The sequence below is a fragment of the Pedobacter sp. BG31 genome (assembly GCF_042464845.1).
In the GTDB taxonomy this organism is placed as follows: Bacteria; Bacteroidota; Bacteroidia; order Sphingobacteriales; family Sphingobacteriaceae; genus Pedobacter; species Pedobacter suwonensis.
Genome location: NZ_JBHNZK010000001.1, coordinates 366,526 through 386,627, shown reverse-complemented (window position 1 = coordinate 386,627; position 20,102 = coordinate 366,526). Strand labels below are relative to the sequence as shown.

The following is a 20,102-nucleotide window of genomic DNA, read 5'->3' as shown; positions in this document are numbered from 1 at the left end:
GCCAGGCTTCCGAAGTTTATATGCCCCATGCCGGATAAACATCGGAAGTCTTCCCGCTGTTAAAATATGTTAAAAACAAACACTTCGCTCTACTAATCAGTATTTTTGATATCTGTTTAAATTTAAGAAGATTATGCCCGGTTTTTTTGTTTTTAAAAACCGATCTGGTTTATGAAGAAAAGAAGTTTTTGGCTAATTACGGTTTTAATGACGGTTGCGCTGCTTGGCGTATTCGTAATGCAATTGTATTACATACGGGAATCGTATAAACTCAAATCACAGCTTTTTGATGAACAGGTAAATCAAACACTAACTTCGGTTGTAAATAAACTACAGCGTAGAAATGTTGCCGATCACTTAAACCGCAAAGATGCTGAAAATAAGTTAAAGCAGTTGCAGGATTCCAGACAGCGTGCACTGGATATTAAGGATTTACGGCAACAGTATGCGCAGGAAGCAGAACTGCGGCAGGCGGAGCGCGAAAACCAGATTGAGAGTTACCTGAACCAACAGGACAGTATTATCCGGGTATCTTATCGTGCACCAAATGTAATTTCTGAACGGGAATATACTTCATTGAGTTCGGAAAACGGCGATAAACTGGATTTGCAGATGGATGCCATCATTGACATTAAGAGCCTGATCTTGAAGGGTTATAGCATGCGTACCAAGCCTTTTACCGCACCACCCAAAACATTCGAGTTTAAAAGTCTGCAGAGTTTACCTGATACATTGAGATATCTGGTTTTTGATCCGAGGGATGGTAGCCCGGGTTTTGCAAACGTTCCAAAAATTCCGAACGATTTACAGAAAAAATTTCAACGTGAAGATGAAATTGAACGTAAAAAATTGGCGCTTAAAATTGCAGCGCTAGGTAAGGATACTTTCTCGTATACCCGTTCAAGTGTAGTTGAGGATGTATCCAAAGAAATGCAGGAAACCAATGTGCCTATTTATAAGCGCATTAATTTTAGCGCTTTGGGCCGTTTATTAAAACAGGAACTCTTAGCCAATAACATTACGTTAGTGCCTTCCTACCGGATTTCGCTTGCCCGGAAAGATTCGACCATTTTTATGATGGCATCTCATGTTAAAGGAGCTTTTTTGCCGGAAAATACGTATAAAACGCCTTTGTTCGGAAATGATATTTTTCGCGATCCCGGCATGCTAGTTGTCAGTTTTCCAAACAAAAATTCAGCTATTATCGCTAATTTGAGTGCTACGCTTGCATCGTCAATTGGTTTGTTGCTGGTGCTGGTTTTCATCTTTTCTTATACCCTTTATGCTATTTTGAAGCAGAAGAAACTGTCGGAAATGAAAACGGATTTCATTAATAACATGACGCATGAGTTTAAAACGCCTGTAGCAACGATTATGATTGCCAGTGAGGCCTTAAAAGATCCGGAAGTGACAGAAGATAAGGCACGGTTGAAACGTTTGGCCGGGATCATTTATGACGAGAATGTTCGCCTGGGAAGCCATATTGAGCGTGTTTTAAGCATTGCCCGCTTAGAGAAGGGAGAGCTTAAAATGGAGAATACAGAAGTAGACGTAAACGACTTGATTGTGATTGTATTGGATAGCATGGAGTTGCAGCTACAGAAAAGGAATGCCATAATTAATGTGCATACCGATGCAGAAAATGCTGTGGTATATGGTGACGAGCTTCACTTATCTAACGTCATTTATAACCTGATTGATAATGCGAACAAATACAGTCGTGATACCCCTGAGATTACCATTACTACCCGTAATGCCGGTAAGAATTTAGTTATCGAAATAGCGGATAAAGGCATTGGCATGACCAAAGAGCAGTCAAAAAGGATTTTTGATCAGTTTTATAGGGTACCAACCGGTAATTTACATGATGTTAAAGGCTTTGGCCTGGGTTTAAATTATGTTCATGATATTATTAAAAAACTGAACGGGACGGTTAAGGTTAGTAGTGAAAAGGATAAAGGAACGACGTTTGAAATATCTTTACCTTTATAATACAGAAATGTTGATACGAAGGCTAAGTTTATCGGTACAGCAAAAATGAAGGGGCTATATAGTGGCGTATTGATCTGATCATGATGGTAAAACCATCAGATATCCTTAATCGAATACTAATTTGGCTTTAAAGCCATTTATGTAATAAAAACAAGAAAATGAAAAAAATACTTCTGGTAGAAGACGACCCAAATTTAGGTTTATTGTTACAAGACTATCTGCAGCTGAAAGGTAAGTTTGATGTGGTGCTTTGTACTGATGGGGAAGATGGATTAAAGGCATTTAATAAGCAGAATTTTGACTTGTGCATTCTGGACGTGATGATGCCTAAAAAAGATGGCTTTACCTTGGGTAAAGATATTAGAAAGGTAAACACACAGGTGCCTATTATTTTTGCAACGGCAAAAACCATGTTAGAAGATAAATCTGCTGCTTATGATTTAGGTGGAGATGATTACATTACCAAGCCTTTTCGGATTGAGGAGCTTCTATTGCGCATTAACGCGATGTTTAAGCGGATAGCAAATAAAACAGATAACAATGATGAGGTGGCCGAAACGCAGTTTTCTATTGGTCGGTATCATTTCGATTATACCACTCAGATTATCACCGATAATGATCATCAGCAAAAACTATCTACCAAAGAAGCTGAGCTTTTACGGCTATTGTGTTTGAAAAAAAATACCGTTTTAACCCGTGAGGAAGCTCTGTTAAGCATTTGGCACGATGACAATTACTTTAACGGAAGAAGTATGGATGTATTTTTAAGTAAACTGCGTAAGTATCTCAAGGCCGATCCTTCGGTTGAAATTATTAACGTACACGGAAAAGGTTATAAGTTGCTGGTGAGTTAGATCAGTGTTAAATGTTGGAATGTTGTAAAGTTAATATGTTCCTGGCGCCAAAATTAACTTTCCAAACATTAAACCTTACAACTTTTTACTCCTCTTAAATATACAGGTTCTCCTGAATAGCCGGAATGATGCCGCGTTCCTGTGCCAGTTTAAACAAGGTATCAACTGCTTTACGGCCTTCTTCGCCAAGGTTGATGCTGTATTTATTTACATACAGTTCGATGTGTTTGTACATCACGCTTTCTTCCATGGCCTGCGCATGTTGGCGGATAAAATCGATACCTGATTTTGGATGGGCAAAAGCAAACTCAACGGATTGGCGGATCAGGCGGTTAACTTTTAGCTGTACCTCGCGGTCTAAATTGCGGTTAATCACAATTCCCCCTAATGGAATAGCGCAACCGGTAAGTTTTTCCCAATAATCACCCAGATCAACAATCCTGGTCAAACCCTTGTCCTGATAGGTAAACCTGTTTTCGTGGATGATCAGGCCTAAATCAATCTGCTCATTAATCAAGGCTGATTCAATTTCTGAAAACACAAGTTCTTGTTTGTTTTGCAAGTGTGGATAGGCAATTCCCAATAAGAAATTGGCGGTAGTATATTTTCCGGGTATCCCGATTTTGAGTTTATTGTTTAGCGTTTGGAGTTGAGGATCATCCGGACCTTCAAACTGTTTTTGGCTGATCAATAAGGGGCCGACACCGAAGCCCAGGGCGCTACCGGCATCTAATAAAGCGTACTGATTAGCTACGTAGGCAAATGCATGGAAACTTAACTTGGTAATATCTAATTCGCCCCTAAGTGCCTTTTGGTTTAGGGTTTCAACATCATCATAGTAAACCTCAAATGTTAATCCTTCCGTATCAATTTTATGGTGAATGAGCGCATCGAAAATAAATGTATCGTTAGGGCAGGGAGAAAATCCAAGTGTAAGTTTCATCTATTTATTTTTTTGTTTTCAGTTGTTAGATGGAGCCTTTTACAATTAAAATAATTATTTCAATTGTGTTTGGTTCATAAACCAAAATTAAGTACTGCGGTAAACTAATTGGTCATAATCAGTTCATTTCTCCAATAAACGAGATGGCCCAGTCGTTTAAGTTCTTAATGGCCAAACCAATTTTCCAATTGTCTTTATTTCTCGGTTCTACATAATTAGAGATGCTTCTGATCTGCAAACTTTTAATATTTAATTGTTTACAGGCATAAAAAACAGCGGCACCTTCCATGCTTTCAGTAGTTGGATTTAACCGGTTTATCAAATTTTTAATGCTTTTCTCACTTCCCGTTACACAGTTTATGGTAATGCCGCTAACAGTGGGCAGGTTAATGTTTTCTGTTGTTGTTGAATTATAGTAGTTCTCCCCAAAACCTAAATCTACGATGGTCAGAAATTCATCTTCATTCTCTGCACCCAATTCAGCAAAGGTATCTTCAGTAATATTTAGTACGGTACCTAAGGCGATACCACGGTCGAAGCTGCCGGCGATGCCTAAATTAACCACCAGGCTATATTTAGATGAAAGGTATCTTCCCAGGGCAAAGGCTGTTGCTACCATTCCAACTCCGGTAATCAGCAGGTCAAAATTTTTACTTTCAACAAAATCAGTGTCGGGTAAATTAAAGTGCTGGTATAAGAAGGTAAGTTCAGCTTTTGTAGCCGCAACAACTAAGGTTTTCATTAAGTAAAGTTAACGAAATAAGTGGAAGGTAAGGTGGGTGAGGAAAACAGGACCGGTATAACCTGTGATAAAAAATGTAAAATGTAAGATGGAAGATGGAATGCGAACAGATCTGGGATGAATTTGGGCAAGACATATTTACATCATCCATTATCCGCCAAACATCATCCATTTTATCCGTATATTTGTATTTTATTTTATAGTAATGATTTACATAACGAGAAAAGCATCATTTAATGCGGCGCACAAATTGGCGCGTACCGATTGGGATGATGATAGAAACAATGAAGTTTTTGGTAAATGTGCCAACCCGAACTGGCATGGCCATAACTACTGGTTATATGTTACCGTTAAGGGCGAAGTAAATCCGGAAACAGGTTTTCTGGTTGATTTAAAATGGCTGAAAGACGTAATGAATGACTATGTGGTAGACAAGGTTGATCATAAAAATTTAAATCTTGATGTGGATTTTATGAAAGGCAAACTGGCTTCGACCGAAAATCTGGCCATCGAAATCTGGAAACAGCTTTGGGGTCCGATCGAAGCTAGCGGCGCAATTCTGCATTGCGTAAAAATCTATGAAACCGAAAATAATTTTGTTGAATACTTTGGTTAAAAACCTAAATTAATGAGCAGTAAAGACATATTAAAAGGCGAATCGAGAGACGGCTATGTAAAAATAGACCGCTATAACGAAAATAAAATTGAAGCGGTAGCCTCACATTATAAAGATATTCTTAGCCAGTTGGGCGAAAACCCGGAGCGCGAAGGTTTACTAAAAACGCCTGAGCGTGTAGCTAAAGCATTGCAGTATTTAACACATGGCTACGATTTAAAGCCAGATGAAATTCTAAGGTCAGCCATGTTTGAAGAGGATTACAGCCAAATGGTGGTGGTTAAGGATATTGAGGTTTATTCGATGTGCGAACACCACATGCTGCCATTTTTTGGCAAAGCACATATTGCTTATATCCCTAACGGGCATATTGTAGGTTTAAGTAAAATTCCTCGTGTGGTTGATGCTTTTGCACGTCGTTTACAGGTACAGGAACGCTTAACGAACGAAATCAGAGATTGTATCCAGAATACCCTTAGCCCGATGGGTGTGGCGGTAGTGATGGAGTGCAGGCACTTATGCATGTCTATGCGTGGAGTGCAAAAGCAAAATTCGGTCACCACAACATCGGCCTTTACGGGCACCTTTTTAAGTAACGATAAAACAAGAGCCGAGTTTTTGAGGTTAATTACCGCGAGTTTAGATTAATTGTATCAGGTAAAAAGTAATAAGTATCAAGTAAGGTATAAATAATAACGCTAGCCGCCAAACGCGATACACCAAACTATTATAATGAAAGCATATATTTTTCCCGGACAGGGAGCACAGTTTGTAGGTATGGGTAAAGATCTTTATGAAAATCCAAAAGCTGCAGCATTATTTGAACAGGCCAACGAAATTATTGGTTTCCGCATTAGCGACATTATGTTTAGCGGAACAGATGAAGAGCTTAAACAAACAAATGTAACCCAACCGGCAATTTTTTTGCATTCGGTTATTTTAGCCAAGGTTTTAGGCGATGATTTTAAACCAGATATGGTTGCGGGTCACTCTCTAGGCGAATTTTCGGCTTTGGTTGCTGCAAATGCATTGAGCTTTGAAGATGGATTAAAATTGGTTATTGCCCGCGCAAATGCCATGCAAAAAGCATGTGAGGCACAACCGTCAACCATGGCAGCAATTTTGGGTTTAGCTGATGAAGTGGTTGAAAAAATCTGCGCAGAAATTGATGCCGTGGTGGTGCCAGCAAATTATAACTGCCCTGGCCAATTGGTTATTTCAGGAAGTATTGAAGGTATTGATCTGGCTTGTGCCAAATTAACGGAAGCAGGAGCAAAAAGAGCCTTAAAGTTGAATGTTGGTGGTGCATTTCACTCCCCTTTAATGGAACCGGCAAAAATTGAATTACAGGCTGCTATTGAAGCCACTAACATCGCATCTCCAATCTGCCCGGTTTATCAGAATGTTGATGCCAGGCCATATACAGACCCCGCTGAAATAAAAGCCAATTTAATTAAACAATTAACCGGTGCTGTGCGTTGGACACAAACAGTAGGCAACATGCTTGCAGATGGTGCAACTGAATTTGTAGAGGTTGGTCCGGGCAATGTATTGCAGGGATTGGTTAAAAAAGTAAGCCGCGAAGTACAGACAAGCAGTGCTGTTTTAGCTTAATTTATTCAAATAGAATGAATAGTGCCAACGCCATAAACGAGAAGTTTATGGCGTTGTTTTTTATCAATATTTAATATCTTTATCCGTAGATGAAAATGAGCTTTGGTATAAAAATAAGATTTCTATTGCTTGTTTTGGGCTGTTGCCTTATTGCAACCTCTATTTCGCTAAGCAGGTTTACCACCAAAAGTGAACTGTTAGAACACGATGGAGCGGAAATCCAGCAAAACCTTTTGCTTAAAGAAAAAGCCGTACAAACATTTTTGGCCAATAAGCAGGAAGTGGCTAAAGCCAAACAGTTTCATCTGAACCCTAAAGATGCCATTGATTTCATTACAACCTATCGCGAGAGTAATGGAATAAATTTATTGACCTTTGAAAATAACCAGCTCAAGTTCTGGAGTACTTATAAAGTTTCTGAAATAGACCCGGCTACTTTAAAGGAAGGCAGTTCGGTACTGTTTTTTTATAATGGCTGGTATGAGGTCATTAAAAGTACGCAGGGCAATTTCAGTCTCGTTTTCCTGATTTCCATTCAATCACAATATCCTTTTAAAGAAACCAAGTATTTTAAGAGTGATATTGACCCTATTTTATCCAAAACAAAAATACTAACCTTTGCCTCTTTTACAGATAAGGATGTTTATGTTATCAAAAATCTGGAAAATAAGTTTTTATTCGGATTAAAAGTAAAACCTGGTTATGCTGAAACCCATTATTCAGGTACACAATTGTGGTTGTTTGTTGCGGGTATGTTGTGCATCTGCATGTTCTTCAATTCTTTAAGTTCATTCATTGCCAGGCGTGGACATATTGTTTGGGGTACGTTTTTGCTGTTGTTTTTCTTTCTGGCTTTTCGGTTAACAGATCTGTATTATGGCTGGTTTAACCACCGGTTTACCTTGGATCTGTTTGATCCGAGGATATATGCAGATAATTTTCTGATGCCTTCTTTAGGCGATTTTCTCTTAAACGTTATCGCGCTCACCTGGCTACTCCTTTTTATGTATAACCATAAGGAACAATACAAGTTTCCGGGATGGATAAAGCGGAGTAAAACAATCGGAGTTATTATCCAGGCTGTGTTAATGGTGTTGATAGGGCGGATTGTTTGGGATACAGATGATATCTTTTTTGGATTGATATTTAATTCGAAAATTAATTTTGATATCGTTAATATCCTTAAGCTTAGCGGAACAAGCTGGGTAGGTATTGTGATTTTATGTTTGGCATGGTTCCAGATTTACCTGATCACCGCTATCTCAGCAACGGTAAGCAGCCAGTTAAACGTAAGCAATAGGATGCGCGTAATTATTTTCCTGTTCGGCTTTACTGGCGTTTTTATCTACAAGTTAGTGGTAGGTTTCAATGCATTTTTTATCGTTTTTGCCCTTGTATTATTTATTGTGGCGAGGGCTGTTTATTTAAAGGAGAAGAACTTTTCAATCGGCATGTTTGCCATTGTGTTTTTCTGTCTCGCTTTCAATACATCTATTAAGTATACCAAGTATAAAGACATTAAAGAAAGAAGTTTACGTGAACCTCTGGCCAGAAAAGTGCAATCTTCTGAAGATCCGAATGCTATTGTTGCTTTAGGTACTTTAGGCAATGAAATTGTTAAAGATAGCTTTCTGACGAGCTACTTTAGTCAAAATAGGGAAGGTAATTATGCTGTACTCAAAAATCACATTAAAGATTATTTAGATGGCTATTTAAGCCGCTACGACTATCAGATCTATCCCTATAATAAACTGGGTTCTGCAATCGAAAACGCTGATACACCCCCGATTGATAAGTATAAAAAGCTAGTGGAGGCTGGTTCAGTTAAAATAGATGGATCTAACTTTTTTTATCAGGTAAACAATACTTTTGGTTATCAGGATTATTTCGGAATCATCTCAGTGGTAAACAATGGCAGTTTACTGGGTACGCTGGTTATCGAACTCAGGTCCAAGCCATATAATTATAATAACCGGCTACCCGATCTTCTCGGAGATCAGAAAATGATCAAAGACGAAGATTTTAAAGGTTATTCTATTGCTTTATACAGCAATAATAAGTTGCTGAATCAGTCGGGAAACTATACCTATCCTTTAGACGGAAGCATATTTAAAGGCAAAAAGGACGATTTCATCATTAATAATGATGATAAACAGCATTACAGCCATTTGATCTATAAGCCTACTGAAAGCAAAATGGTTGTGATTAGCAAAGAGAAAGTAGATTATGTAGAACGTTTGGCTGCCCTATCATTTTTCTTTTTGATATTTATCATTTTCTCCCTGGTGCTCTATGGTTTAATATGGTTAATCAAAAATCTCGATGATGATAAAGTAGGCTGGTTTAGCATCAACAGGTCTTTAATGATTAATGCCAATAAGATTTTGTATAAAACCAGAATCCAGGTATCTATTGTATTGGCTGTAGTGGCCACACTGGTTATTGTGGGTTGGGGAACCTACTACTATATGAACAATGAATATCGCGGACAGCAAGACACGATATTAAAAGATAAGATAAGAAAAGTTCAGCAGAATTTTGAAAAGCAGGTGTTCAGCAATGGTATTATTGCAAACGATGAGAATGCCGCAGCAGATTTTAATAATTTTGCCGATATCAACAATGCTGATTTAAACTTGTACGATCTGAGCGGAAACCTGATCATGACCACATATCCAAAGCTGTATAATTATAAAATTATTGGTAAAAAAATGGGGCCAAAAGCGTTCTTTTCATTAAGTGGTCTGCACCGTTCAGAATATATTAACCCTAAGGAGAACATTGGAAGTTTAATTTACGCTGCCGCCTATGCCCCCATCAGGAATGCCCAGAACAAAACGATTGCTTATATCGGTTTGCCGAACTATTCTAACGAAGAGGAGTATAGCGATAAACTGGCACTTTTTGTAAGTAACCTGATTAATCTGTACGCGCTGGTATTTGTGGCTATTGGCGTATTGGCTGTATTTTTAGCTAATCAGATTACCAATCCGTTAACCTTCATTCAGGAGAGTATCAGTAAGACCAAAATAGGGCAGAAGAACGAGCCCATAGTATGGCGGAGGCATGATGAAATCGGGTCTTTAATTAAGGAGTATAACCATATGATTGCTGCTTTGGAAGAGAGTGCGATCAAACTGGCCAGATCAGAAAGGGAGAGCGCCTGGCGTGAGATGGCCAAACAAGTGGCTCATGAAATCAAGAATCCGCTAACCCCGTTAAAGTTAGGTGTTCAGTTGTTGGAAAAATCATGGAGAGAGAAAGATCCAAATTTCGAACAAAAGTTTAATAAGTTCAGCAAATCATTTATAGAACAGATTGACAGCCTTTCTAAAATTGCTTCCGAGTTTTCTAATTTCGCCAAAATGCCCGATACCAATCTGGAACGACTTTCTTTACTTCCAATTATCGAACAGGCAAGAGAAGTATTTAAAAGTACTGAAAATGTAACTATCGACGTGCAGAACAAGAGCGAAAAGGATATCATGATCCTGGCAGACCATGATCAGCTGCTGAGAACATTTAACAACCTGCTTAAAAATGCGATAGAAGCTATAGACGAAGAATCGTTATGCTGCATTACCATCATTATATATGCCGATATGAAAAATGCATATATAGAAATAAAGGACAATGGAAAAGGCATACCACCTTCATTGCAGGATAAAATATTTGTGCCGAATTTCACTACTAAGACATCGGGTACAGGCTTAGGCTTGGCTTTTGTTAAGCAGGCTGTAGAAAATGCTGGCGGTTCAGTTAAGTTTACCTCAATAAACGGTTTAGGAACAACATTCTATCTGAACTTTCCTTTGATTTAAGTTAAAATAAGGTAGATGGATTAATCTGATGGTAGATATGTTATTTCAACTCCACTTGCGCTTTGCCCATGGTATTGCCATCCGCATATAAAATAACGGTATATATGCCCTTTATAAATGGCTTAGGATTTGTCCAATCGATAACGTAGGTGCTATCGTCATTATTGTAATTGATAAAAATAGAATGGCTGAACTGCATGTCCTGTCCGTCAGCCTCAAAATGGTTTTCCTCGTTGGCAAGCAGGTTTCCTGCCGGATCAAATACCCGAAGATAAATGTTATGATGTCCTTTTTCTGCCAACTGATTAGGTACAATGTTAAAACGTACGCTTAACTTTTGGGCAGTAGATGATTTGGTAACCTCAACTTTTTTGCCGCTTGATTTTGTTCTGAAAGCAATAATTTCGGCCCATTGTAACTTTAATGCTGCGGCCGTTTTAACTTTTGCATTTAAATTGGAGTTTTCGCTCTCTAAGTTCGCAGCTTTGTTACTGATGTTTCTGAGCGTATTTTGCAAGCTATCGCGGCTGTTTTTTAGGAAGATATTATCTTTCTGTAGCTGAATAATCTGATCGTTGTAGTTTTTTACAAATGTTTTCAGTTCATTAATCTTTGCATTGGCCCTGTCGATTTCGGCCTGGGTAATCTGGTTCTTTTCTAAAGCTTTCTTTAACTCTTCTATTTTTGTTCGCGCAAGCTTCTGCTCCTCAATGAGTTTTTCGTTCAAATCGAGATTCAAAGCATTAACCTTGTCAAGTTCAACCTCAATTTTTTCTACTTCAAGCCGGAGTTTATCTTTTTCTGCACTAACGGTAACAAATCTTTCACTTTGCTTTCGGTCTTTAAAAAACAAGTAAGCATTTGTGCCAATTAGAGCGGCAATAACGATGACAAGGAAGTAAATTTTGTTTCTATCACCCTTATTAATCTTTTGTGGTTCCATTTAATAACACTGTATCTTCTATAAATTAATATACTTTTGTTCTCCATAGGTAAATGGGGGTACACAATTAATTTTATCAAGGCGCAAATTAAAATTTTTAATAAAGTTATAAGAGTTTTTAAAAAAAATCGTTTACTTGCTAATGTTCGATTTGTATACAAATCTACACAAACACACAACCTGAAAAAAATAAGATAAGAAATAATGCTTAAAAACTTCCTATACGCACTTTTATCCTTAACTATAGTACCATATATATTAAATGCACAACCTTTATCAAAAATTGCACCAAAAAGGGAATTTAGAGGCGTTTGGGTGGCTACTGTTACCAATATAGATTGGCCGTCGAGGCCCGGGCTGACCATTGATCAGCAGAAGCAGGAGTTGATTGGTATTTTAGAAAGACATAAAAGCCAGGGAATGAATGCCATTATATTGCAGGTCAGACCCGCAGCCGATGCATTTTACGCTAAATCCAGAGAGCCCTGGAGCCAATGGTTAATGGGTAGGCAGGGACTGGCGCCGGCACCTGGTTACGATCCGCTGGCTTTTGCCATCAAAGAAGCCCATTTCAGGGGAATGGAGCTGCATGCCTGGTTTAACCCTTATAGAGCCAGTATGAGTAGCTCGGCCGTGTTAAGCGAAAACCATGCTTATCGTAAACACCCCGACTGGTTTTTTACCTATGGCGGTAAAAAGCAGTTCGATCCGGGTATTCCGGAAGTGAGGGAATATATTGTACAGGTAATTTTAGATGTGGTAAAAGGCTATGACATTGATGGTATCCACTTCGACGATTACTTTTATCCATATAAATTAGAAGGCCAAACCATTAATGATAGCAATACTTTTAACAAATACCCTAATAATTTCTCAGACATAAAAGATTGGAGGCGCAATAATGTCGATCTGCTTATCAAACAGCTTGATGATAGTATCCACCACTATAAAAAATGGGTAAAATTTGGGATCAGTCCGTTTGGTATCTGGAAAAATAAAAATGAGGATCCCGAAGGCTCTGCCACCAGCGGGCTATCTAACTATGCTGAACTTTTTGCTGATAGCCGTAAATGGGTTAGAGAAGGTTGGGTGGATTACATTAATCCTCAGATTTACTTTACGTTCACCAGAAGAGTGGCGCCTTATGGCGTTTTGGTTGACTGGTGGAGCAATAATACTTTTGGCAGACATGTTTATATCGGGCAGGGCGCTTACCTGGTAAACTCAAGGGCAGAAGCCGCGTGGAGAAACCTGAGCGAAATACCGAGGCAGATTAGATATCTGAGAGAGAATAACCGCATTCAGGGCAGCGTATTTTTCAGTTCAAAATCATTAAGTACGGTTGCTAAGGCAGTTGGGGATTCGTTAAAGAACGATTTTTATAAATACCCTGCTTTGCCGCCGCAAATGCCATGGCTGGATGAAGTGCCGCCAAACGAACCTCAGGCCTTAACTGCCGATGCATTGAGAGATGGGGTACATTTAAAATGGCAGCTTCCATTGAAGGCAAAGGATGGAGAAACAGCTTCGGGATTCGTGATTTACAGATTTGATGAAGGAGAGAAAATCTCGATACTTGACCCGAAGAACATTGTTAAAATAAGCTTTGAAGATTATCTTTCATTTATTGATACGAGTGTAGAAAGTGGAAAACGGTACAGTTATCTTGTAACGGCATTGGATCGGTTAAAGAATGAAAGCGAGCCGAGTGGGCCTGTTGGTGTAGAGATTCCGCTGGCAAAGGAATAAAAGCGTTTAGTTTTTTTTATTGGTCGATTCTCTTTCTACAACACCCGGATCGAGCACAATATGTTCCATGTTGGCGTATGGGCTTTCCTGATTAATCATTTTCAGAAACATTTTAGCACATTCCTGGCCGATTTTTGAGGCATGCTGATCAATAGTGGACAGGTTGGGTGTAATGTAAGCGGAAAAGGCTTCATTTGCGAAACCGATTACCCCTATTTGAGGTGGGGTTTCATTTATTTCTTTTAACTTTTTAATTACGCCTAATGCCGTAAAATCATCACCTGCAATAATTGCATCGGGTTTATCGCTGCTGCGCATTAATTTTCCTGCGCCAAACCGACCATCTTTGATAGATAAACCGCCAAAAATAATATGGTCTTTTATTACCGGAAGGTTATGGTCTGCTAAAGCTGCTTTGTACCCTTCTAACCGATCGTTAAATATTTTAATCTGGTGAACAGTGGTTACAAACGCAATTTTTTGATAACCCTGATCTATTAAATGTTTTGTAGCAATATAACCGGCCTTAAAATCATCGAGTGTAATGGTTGGTACTTTTAAATCGGTGTTTACGCGGTCAAATAAAATCAGGGGCTTGTTTTGCTTGATAATTTCGCTAAAGTGGGCGGTATCTTCTGTTTCTAAAGACATTGAAGCCATAATACCATCTACCTGTGCTTCTAATAAAGTTCTTACGCCATTAATTTCATTTTCTACTGATTCATTAGACTGGTAGATAATCACACGGTAGCCGCTGTCTTTCAGGCCATCCTCTATGCAGTGGATAATGGATGCAAAAAAATGTGCCTGTACACTTGGTACAATTACACCAATAATATGGGTTTTGCCGGATTTTAATGCCGATGCGAGTTTATTCGGGCTATAATTTAATTTTTTAGCCATTTCAACAACGGCTTTTCTGGTCGTATCACTTATCGCCGGAAAGCCACTGAGTGCCCGGGAAACAGTTGACACTGTAATGTCAAGCGCCTTGGCAATGTCGTATATGGTAGTTTTCTTTTTCAATTGGATAAGAGAGGGACAATCAATTATAGCATTTTTTTACTAAACCTTAATGATAATGTTTTTTTTGTACATAAAATATAATAATACATAAAAACCAAGTACATAGGTTATGGCCCAAACCAGTGAAGCATTTATCGGGCTGAAAAACGGTATATAACAAGTCTCGTAAAACCAAACCAGGATGCCTTTTTTGGTGCCATCTGTCTTGGTAATCTGAATGAGGTTTAATACTCTTGGCATTAATCCGGCAAGAAAGAAAACTGTAATGGCATTTACACCATACACAACAAAAGGGGTAGTAAATTTTTTGTAACCCTGCACATCAATGATCCAGTAGCAGAGCGCCAATCCAATAGAGGCCAGGCCACCTGTATATAACGCAAAAGAACTGGTCCATAACGATTTGTTAATCGGGAACTGGAGGTCCCAGAGTAAGCCTAAAATAACTGCAACAATTCCAGTGGTAAACAACCAGGCCACTTTTGTTGGATTATCTACATCTTTTCTGCGCATCCAAATGCCAACCAGAATGCCAAATAAACAGGTACCTGTTGCCGGCAATGTGCTTAGAATTCCTTCAGGGTCCCAGGTTTTAGATGAAGCCCAGGTATGTGCCTCTGTTAAAATTCCACGATCAATCCAGGCCGCTAAATTTGTTTCTTTTTCCAAATTCGGGTATCCAACTCCCGGTACTGGGATAAAAGTCATTAATGCCCAGTAAACGGCAAGTACCACAATTAATATTTTAAATATCGTTTTGTTCGAAAATTTAATGAAAATGATACTGCTGATGATGAAAACAATTCCTATTCTTTGTAAAACACCCAGTAACCTAACCGTTTTAAAAGCTTCGACAATGGTACTGTCGGTTGTTAATGCACTGATGATTTTCCCGAAGATAGCTAGAAAGAAGCCCAATAAATATAGGATAATACCACGCTTAACCGCTTTTATGATTGTTTTTTGATGTATAGAGCGATCTGCTTTACTGTTGCTCATGGCAAAAGCGATGGAAACACCAACAATCCATAAAAAGAACGGAAAAATCAAATCGGTAGGTGTGCAGCCGTTCCATTCTGCATGCTCCAAAGGTGCATAAATGTGGCCCCAACTACCAGGGTTATTCACTAAGATCATCGCGGCTACTGTTAAACCTCTAAAAAAATCCAGAGATAGCAAGCGTTGTTTAGGTTCAGTCATGATTAGCTGGGTTTGGTTTAGCAAACTAATTTAGACTATTGTTCTTAGAATGAGAAATTACTTGCAAAGTTTAGGCGGATAGCAGTGAGCAGCAAACTTCGTAAGTCTATGAAAAACTTTCGAAGTCTTCCCACGCCCATGGCATTTGAAACTTCAGAGGATAAAAAAATCCTGCTTTGAGCTAACAAAGCAGGATTGAATCATATTTTATTAATCTTCAAATTTCCAGCGAACAAAAGCTTCCATCGCTTCGTATTCTGCTAGTCCAAGCTCGTCATAAGCTTTTGCTGTATCCCGGTTACGGTCTTCAGCCCGTTGCCAGAACTCTCTTGCGTCATCGCCAGGGAAAACCGCCCTGTCTTTCTGGCTCTGGTGTTTAAAAATAGCATATTTTTTGCGCTCAAGCTCTTGCGGAGAGATTGGAACCGCCATTTCGATTTCATGGGTTTCAAATTCATGCCATGCACCGCGATACATCCATAGCCAGCAATCCTGCGCCCAGGCTTCGGTTTTACGTAAGCGTTTCAGGGCTTCTAAAACAATTTTGAAACAAACAATATGTGTTCCGTGAGGATCTTCAAAATCACCGGCAGCATAAACCTGGTGAGGTTTTACCTGCTGCAACAGGGCTATTGTAAGTTCGATATCGGCATCGGTTACCGGGTTTTTCTGAACCTTTCCGCTTTCATAAAAAGGAAGTGCCTGAAAGTGGATGTGATCATCTTCCAGGCCGCAATATCTTGCCCCGGCAATTGCTTCACCTTTTCTGATAAGCCCTTTAACCGTCTGGATCTCAGGGGTGTCGATCTGGTTTGGTTTTTTCTGCTCAATAAAGGTTCTCATGTTGTTATAAAGCTCCTTTAACTGCGTATTGTCCATGCCCATTTTCTCGGTAAAATCTACATTAAATTCCACAAAACGAAGTGCATCGTCATCCCATACGGCAGTATTGCCCGAAGTTTGGTATGCTACATGTACATTATGCCCCTGATCGACCAGGCGTAAAAAAGTACCGCCCATCGAAATCACATCATCATCCGGGTGAGGAGAGAATATAATTACATTTTTTTGAGCGGGTATGGCTCTTTCCGGACGTTGGGAGTCGTCGGCATTTGGTTTGCCACCCGGCCACCCGGTTATGGTGTGTTGTAACTTATTAAAGATATGGATGTTGATATTATAAACCGGTCCTTTTTCAGTAGCCAGTTGCGCCATGCCATTATTGTTATAATCGTCTTCAGTTAATTTTAAGATTGGTTTTTTTAATGTATTGGCCAACCAAATTACTGCCTTTCGGATCAAAGCATCTGTCCATATACAATCTTTAACGAGCCATGGTGTATCAAAACGGGTAAGTTCTGAAGCTGCGGGAGCATCAAGTATAAATTCTACATGATCAGAAAGCTGAAGGTATGTTGCCGGAACTTCACCTGAAATTTCGCCTTCAACAGCTTTTTTGATAATGGAGGCCTTTTTACGGCTCCAGGCCATTAATATAATTTCTCTTGCTTTGAAAATTGTACCGATACCCATGGTAATGGCCTTTGTTGGTACAAAAGTTTTTCCACCAAAATCGCGTGCCGCATCCCGGCGTGTCAAGTCATCTAAAGTAACTAAACGGGTGCCAGAATTTGGTGCAGAACCTGGCTCGTTAAAACCGATGTGACCAGTACGGCCGATTCCTAAAATCTGGATGTCAAGGCCGCCAAGATCGCCTATTTTCTTTTCATATTCCACGCAGAAAGCCGGAATATCTTCCAGTGCAAGCGTACCATCAGGGATGTGGACATTTTTTTTGTCAATATCGATATGATTGAAAAGGTTTTCGTTCATAAACGTCACATAACTCTGTGCCGCAGTTGGCGCCATTGGATAATATTCATCCAGGTTAAAAGTGATTACGTTTTTAAAACTCAAGCCCTCTTCTTTGTGCAGTCTAACCAGTTCGGCATAAACTGCAATTGGGGTAACACCTGTTGCTAAGCCCAGTACTGCAGGTGCGTTGTTTGCTTGTTTTGATTTAATGAGCTCGGCAATGCGATGTGCAACATTAATTGAAGCAATTTTTGGATTTTCGAACACGCTTACGGGTAATTTCTCGAAACGTGTCTCCTCCAGTAGATTTAATCTAGCCATTTTTTTTATATGGATTTTAATGTACGGAGCAGTAAATATAAAGAGTTATGCCCAATTTATAATAAAGGTTATTTACATTTATTGCAAGTATTTGCATAAAATCCATTAAAGGGGGTACACAAACGTTTGATCTTTTTACGATAAAATCAGTATGAACGCACAGATCCAAAAGTTATATTCTAAAGCAGGCAAGCCGGAACGGCTGATTATCGGGTTGATGAGTGGAACTTCTATGGATGGGCTGGATATTGCCCTTTGTTCGGTTAAGAAAAGTGGTGCCGAAACCGATATCAGGGTTTTAAAATTTAAAACAGGTGATTATACAGCTGATTTCAGGGCGAAAATAAAAGCCATATTCTCTAAAAAGGAAGTTGATCTGCAATTGGTTTGCCTGATGAACGAGTACATTGCAAATACCCATGCCCAATTAATCAATGAAGCCTTAAAGGAATGGGGGTATAAAAACGACGACATCGATTTTATTGCCAGCCACGGACAAACTATTTTCCACGCACCAAAATCTTTGCACCAACTGGCCGATTATCCTAATGGTACTTTACAGATTGGAGATGGCGACCATATAGCCGTTAAAACCGGGATTATTACCTTATCTGATTTTAGGCAGAAACATTTGGCTGCAGGAGGTGAAGGTGCTCCTTTGGCTGTTTATGGTGATTATCTGATGTTTTCAAAAGCGGGGGAAGATCGGGTAATGTTAAATATTGGAGGAATAGCAAATTTCACGTACCTGCCCGGGAACACCAATGCCAGCGAAATTTTTTCGACAGATGTTGGACCAGGTAATACGTTGATGGATCAGTATATGCAACAACAGTTTAATCAATTTTATGATAAGCACGCGGCTGTTGCCCGGAGCGGTCATTCAAATCCCGGCCTATTGGCGGCATTGCTAGATTGTGAATTCCTCATGTTGGATTTTCCGAAAACTACCGGGCCGGAATTATTTAACCTGGAATATTTGGTAAAGGCGCAAGAAAAATCTGCAACAACGCATTTAGGCCAGGAGGATGTAATGGCCACCCTGTGTCATTTTTCCGCCGAAGCCATTTCCAATGCCATAAAACGTTGTTTTGGAGCGGACGCCACGGTGCAGGTATTTATGAGCGGGGGCGGGATGCACAATCCGCTGCTTGTTCAGCTTCTTCAAATCAAGCTGCCATTTTGCAGCTTCTTAAGCACTGAAGATCTTAATGTTAATCCTGATGCAAAAGAGGCTGTTTTATTCGCTGTTCTGGCCAATGAAACGCTATGCGGTGAGCCGATTGATTTTGGCAACCGGCAAGGTGTGCCATCGGTTTGCATGGGTAAAATCAGTTTGCCAAAGTAGGTTTATGAACTAGTTTTCAGCATCTTAGTGTCCATTCGAAAGTTGAACTGACACTCAGATTGGTACCTTGTACTTTCAGCGGTTTTGACTTTCAATCATTTCAACTGTCGGCCAGATCAGGAAAAGATGGAAAATTAAGTTATAAAATATTCAGCTCCTTTTGGCGGTAGGTCGAAAGCGATTCATGATCTATATCCAGCTCGGTAATCAAATAACTAATGCTTTCTATCGGACAAACTCTTAAGCGTAAAGCAATGTTGAGTTTTTCTGAAATGCAAAGTACTACTGTTTTTTTTGCGCAGGCCAACATGGCTTTTTTAAGTTGGTTAATTTCCCAGTAGGTGTCGGTTAAGCCTTCTTCGGGATGGATGGCACTCGTTCCCATCAGGCATAAATCGGCCTTAATTTCCGATAGTTGAGTAATTACTTGTCCGCCGTAAGTTATTTGCGAATTTTTTGAAAACAGGCCGCCAATCAAAATCACTTCAATATTGTTGTATTTCGCCAGTTCTACAGCAACCAGCGGACTAATGGTAAAGAAAGTGGCTGATAATCCCTGCGGAAGCAGTTTTACAAACTCTAAAATTGTTGTTCCGCCGCCTGTTAAAATCACCATGCCATCCTTGATCAGGCGAACAGCTTTTTTGCCGATAGCAATTTTACTATCTCGGGCGTATACCGTACTGTCATCGAAAGAACTATGATACGACTTGGATAATGCACCTCCATGAACCTTATAGAGCAGGTTTTCGTCAACAAGTTCCTGTAAATCCCTTCTGATGGTATCTTCTGAAACATTGAGCTGCTGCACCAGATCGGAGGTTAACACGCGGTTGTGCAAATTAATCTGTCGCATGATGAAGTCGTGGCGTTCTTTTTTTAGCATAGTGATGTTTGGCTTAAGCGAAAGTATAAAAGATTTTTAGATTTTCTTTATGCTGCGCGTTTTTGCGTGTTGATGCGTGTTAATGTGATTAGGTGCTGGTAAATAGTTTGTTAAATTGTTTTTTTATTCCGAAACATTTATGATATTAGCATAAAAATGCGTTATTGTGCGTGTTTGGCAAACAACTATTTAACTAACTACAACTAACAAATCAATCATTCCTTAAACAGGC

Annotated in this window: 15 protein-coding genes; 8 read left to right on the top strand and 7 right to left on the bottom strand. The window is 39.4% G+C overall.

The window, feature by feature from the left end; translation table 11 throughout:
- Window positions 1–171: 171 nt before the first annotated feature.
- Complete coding sequence (locus tag ACFE6N_RS01685) at window positions 172–1,992, top strand: sensor histidine kinase KdpD (protein WP_090983569.1); 1,821 nt, start codon at window positions 172–174, stop codon at window positions 1,990–1,992.
- Between the two features lie 158 nt (window positions 1,993–2,150).
- Complete coding sequence (locus ACFE6N_RS01680) at window positions 2,151–2,846, top strand: response regulator transcription factor (RefSeq protein ID WP_293742371.1); 696 nt, start codon at window positions 2,151–2,153, stop codon at window positions 2,844–2,846.
- A gap of 94 nt (window positions 2,847–2,940) precedes the next feature.
- On the opposite strand, the gene ACFE6N_RS01675 is transcribed toward ACFE6N_RS01680, so the two are convergent.
- Both ACFE6N_RS01675 and mqnB read right to left on the bottom strand, forming a co-directional pair.
- Window positions 2,941–3,789 carry a menaquinone biosynthesis family protein gene (locus ACFE6N_RS01675; RefSeq protein WP_378933189.1) on the bottom strand — a complete coding sequence of 283 codons (849 nt, stop codon included), beginning with the start codon at window positions 3,787–3,789 and terminating at the stop codon, window positions 2,941–2,943.
- A 118-nt stretch (window positions 3,790–3,907) separates the two neighbouring features.
- The gene (mqnB, locus tag ACFE6N_RS01670; RefSeq protein WP_378933186.1) at window positions 3,908–4,531 is read right to left on the bottom strand and encodes a futalosine hydrolase; all 624 of its coding nucleotides are present in this window, start codon (window positions 4,529–4,531) and stop codon (window positions 3,908–3,910) included.
- Window positions 4,532–4,736: 205 nt separating this feature from the next.
- Between mqnB and ACFE6N_RS01665 the strand changes: the two genes are divergently transcribed.
- From ACFE6N_RS01665 to ACFE6N_RS01650, 4 genes are all read left to right on the top strand, one after another.
- Window positions 4,737–5,147, top strand: coding sequence for a 6-carboxytetrahydropterin synthase (locus ACFE6N_RS01665; RefSeq protein ID WP_090983578.1), 411 nt, complete (start codon window positions 4,737–4,739; stop codon window positions 5,145–5,147).
- Window positions 5,148–5,159: 12 nt separating this feature from the next.
- Window positions 5,160–5,795 (top strand): GTP cyclohydrolase I FolE, encoded by a 636-nt coding sequence (folE, locus tag ACFE6N_RS01660; RefSeq protein ID WP_090983580.1) that lies wholly within the window; start codon window positions 5,160–5,162, stop codon window positions 5,793–5,795.
- 84 nt (window positions 5,796–5,879) lie between these two features.
- Complete coding sequence (gene fabD, locus ACFE6N_RS01655; protein ID WP_186462300.1) at window positions 5,880–6,761, top strand: ACP S-malonyltransferase; 882 nt, start codon at window positions 5,880–5,882, stop codon at window positions 6,759–6,761.
- An 89-nt stretch (window positions 6,762–6,850) separates the two neighbouring features.
- A complete protein-coding gene (locus ACFE6N_RS01650) occupies window positions 6,851–10,582 on the top strand; it encodes an ATP-binding protein (protein WP_378933182.1) in 3,732 nt (1,243 codons plus the stop codon).
- 40 nt (window positions 10,583–10,622) lie between these two features.
- Here ACFE6N_RS01650 and ACFE6N_RS01645 read toward each other — a convergent pair whose 3' ends face one another.
- Complete coding sequence (locus tag ACFE6N_RS01645) at window positions 10,623–11,525, bottom strand: hypothetical protein (RefSeq protein ID WP_293742366.1); 903 nt, start codon at window positions 11,523–11,525, stop codon at window positions 10,623–10,625.
- 204 nt (window positions 11,526–11,729) lie between these two features.
- On the opposite strand from ACFE6N_RS01645, the gene ACFE6N_RS01640 reads away from it, so the two are divergent.
- The gene (locus ACFE6N_RS01640) at window positions 11,730–13,274 is read left to right on the top strand and encodes a glycoside hydrolase family 10 protein (protein ID WP_378933179.1); all 1,545 of its coding nucleotides are present in this window, start codon (window positions 11,730–11,732) and stop codon (window positions 13,272–13,274) included.
- A 6-nt stretch (window positions 13,275–13,280) separates the two neighbouring features.
- On the opposite strand, the gene ACFE6N_RS01635 is transcribed toward ACFE6N_RS01640, so the two are convergent.
- The 3 genes from ACFE6N_RS01635 to nagB all read right to left on the bottom strand — a co-directional run bounded on the left by ACFE6N_RS01635 (window position 13,281) and on the right by nagB (window position 17,636).
- A complete protein-coding gene (locus ACFE6N_RS01635; protein ID WP_378933176.1) occupies window positions 13,281–14,300 on the bottom strand; it encodes a LacI family DNA-binding transcriptional regulator in 1,020 nt (339 codons plus the stop codon).
- 39 nt (window positions 14,301–14,339) lie between these two features.
- On the bottom strand, window positions 14,340–15,500 hold the full coding sequence (locus tag ACFE6N_RS01630) for an acyltransferase family protein (protein ID WP_378933173.1): 1,161 nt from the start codon (window positions 15,498–15,500) through the stop codon (window positions 14,340–14,342).
- 210 nt (window positions 15,501–15,710) lie between these two features.
- Complete coding sequence (gene nagB, locus ACFE6N_RS01625; RefSeq protein ID WP_090983594.1) at window positions 15,711–17,636, bottom strand: glucosamine-6-phosphate deaminase; 1,926 nt, start codon at window positions 17,634–17,636, stop codon at window positions 15,711–15,713.
- 151 nt (window positions 17,637–17,787) lie between these two features.
- On the opposite strand from nagB, the gene ACFE6N_RS01620 reads away from it, so the two are divergent.
- Window positions 17,788–18,984 carry an anhydro-N-acetylmuramic acid kinase gene (locus ACFE6N_RS01620; RefSeq protein ID WP_378933170.1) on the top strand — a complete coding sequence of 399 codons (1,197 nt, stop codon included), beginning with the start codon at window positions 17,788–17,790 and terminating at the stop codon, window positions 18,982–18,984.
- A 139-nt stretch (window positions 18,985–19,123) separates the two neighbouring features.
- Here the strand turns inward: ACFE6N_RS01620 and ACFE6N_RS01615 are convergent, their stop codons facing one another.
- Window positions 19,124–19,870 carry a DeoR/GlpR family DNA-binding transcription regulator gene (locus ACFE6N_RS01615; protein WP_090983597.1) on the bottom strand — a complete coding sequence of 249 codons (747 nt, stop codon included), beginning with the start codon at window positions 19,868–19,870 and terminating at the stop codon, window positions 19,124–19,126.
- Between the last annotated feature and the right edge of the window lie 232 nt (window positions 19,871–20,102).

What these genes read in the sequence shown, in the direction of transcription:
- folE (WP_090983580.1), top strand. Translation starts at nt 5,160, where the DNA reads ATGAGCAGTAAAGACATATTAAAAGGCGAATCGAGAGACGGCTATGTA.
- ACFE6N_RS01615 (WP_090983597.1), bottom strand. Translation starts at nt 19,870, where the DNA reads ATGCTAAAAAAAGAACGCCACGACTTCATCATGCGACAGATTAATTTG.
- ACFE6N_RS01650 (WP_378933182.1), top strand. Translation starts at nt 6,851, where the DNA reads ATGAAAATGAGCTTTGGTATAAAAATAAGATTTCTATTGCTTGTTTTG.
- mqnB (WP_378933186.1), bottom strand. Translation starts at nt 4,531, where the DNA reads ATGAAAACCTTAGTTGTTGCGGCTACAAAAGCTGAACTTACCTTCTTA.
- ACFE6N_RS01675 (WP_378933189.1), bottom strand. Translation starts at nt 3,789, where the DNA reads ATGAAACTTACACTTGGATTTTCTCCCTGCCCTAACGATACATTTATT.
- ACFE6N_RS01680 (WP_293742371.1), top strand. Translation starts at nt 2,151, where the DNA reads ATGAAAAAAATACTTCTGGTAGAAGACGACCCAAATTTAGGTTTATTG.
- nagB (WP_090983594.1), bottom strand. Translation starts at nt 17,636, where the DNA reads ATGGCTAGATTAAATCTACTGGAGGAGACACGTTTCGAGAAATTACCC.
- ACFE6N_RS01645 (WP_293742366.1), bottom strand. Translation starts at nt 11,525, where the DNA reads ATGGAACCACAAAAGATTAATAAGGGTGATAGAAACAAAATTTACTTC.
- ACFE6N_RS01665 (WP_090983578.1), top strand. Translation starts at nt 4,737, where the DNA reads ATGATTTACATAACGAGAAAAGCATCATTTAATGCGGCGCACAAATTG.
- ACFE6N_RS01640 (WP_378933179.1), top strand. Translation starts at nt 11,730, where the DNA reads ATGCTTAAAAACTTCCTATACGCACTTTTATCCTTAACTATAGTACCA.
- ACFE6N_RS01620 (WP_378933170.1), top strand. Translation starts at nt 17,788, where the DNA reads ATGAACGCACAGATCCAAAAGTTATATTCTAAAGCAGGCAAGCCGGAA.
- ACFE6N_RS01685 (WP_090983569.1), top strand. Translation starts at nt 172, where the DNA reads ATGAAGAAAAGAAGTTTTTGGCTAATTACGGTTTTAATGACGGTTGCG.
- ACFE6N_RS01630 (WP_378933173.1), bottom strand. Translation starts at nt 15,500, where the DNA reads ATGACTGAACCTAAACAACGCTTGCTATCTCTGGATTTTTTTAGAGGT.
- fabD (WP_186462300.1), top strand. Translation starts at nt 5,880, where the DNA reads ATGAAAGCATATATTTTTCCCGGACAGGGAGCACAGTTTGTAGGTATG.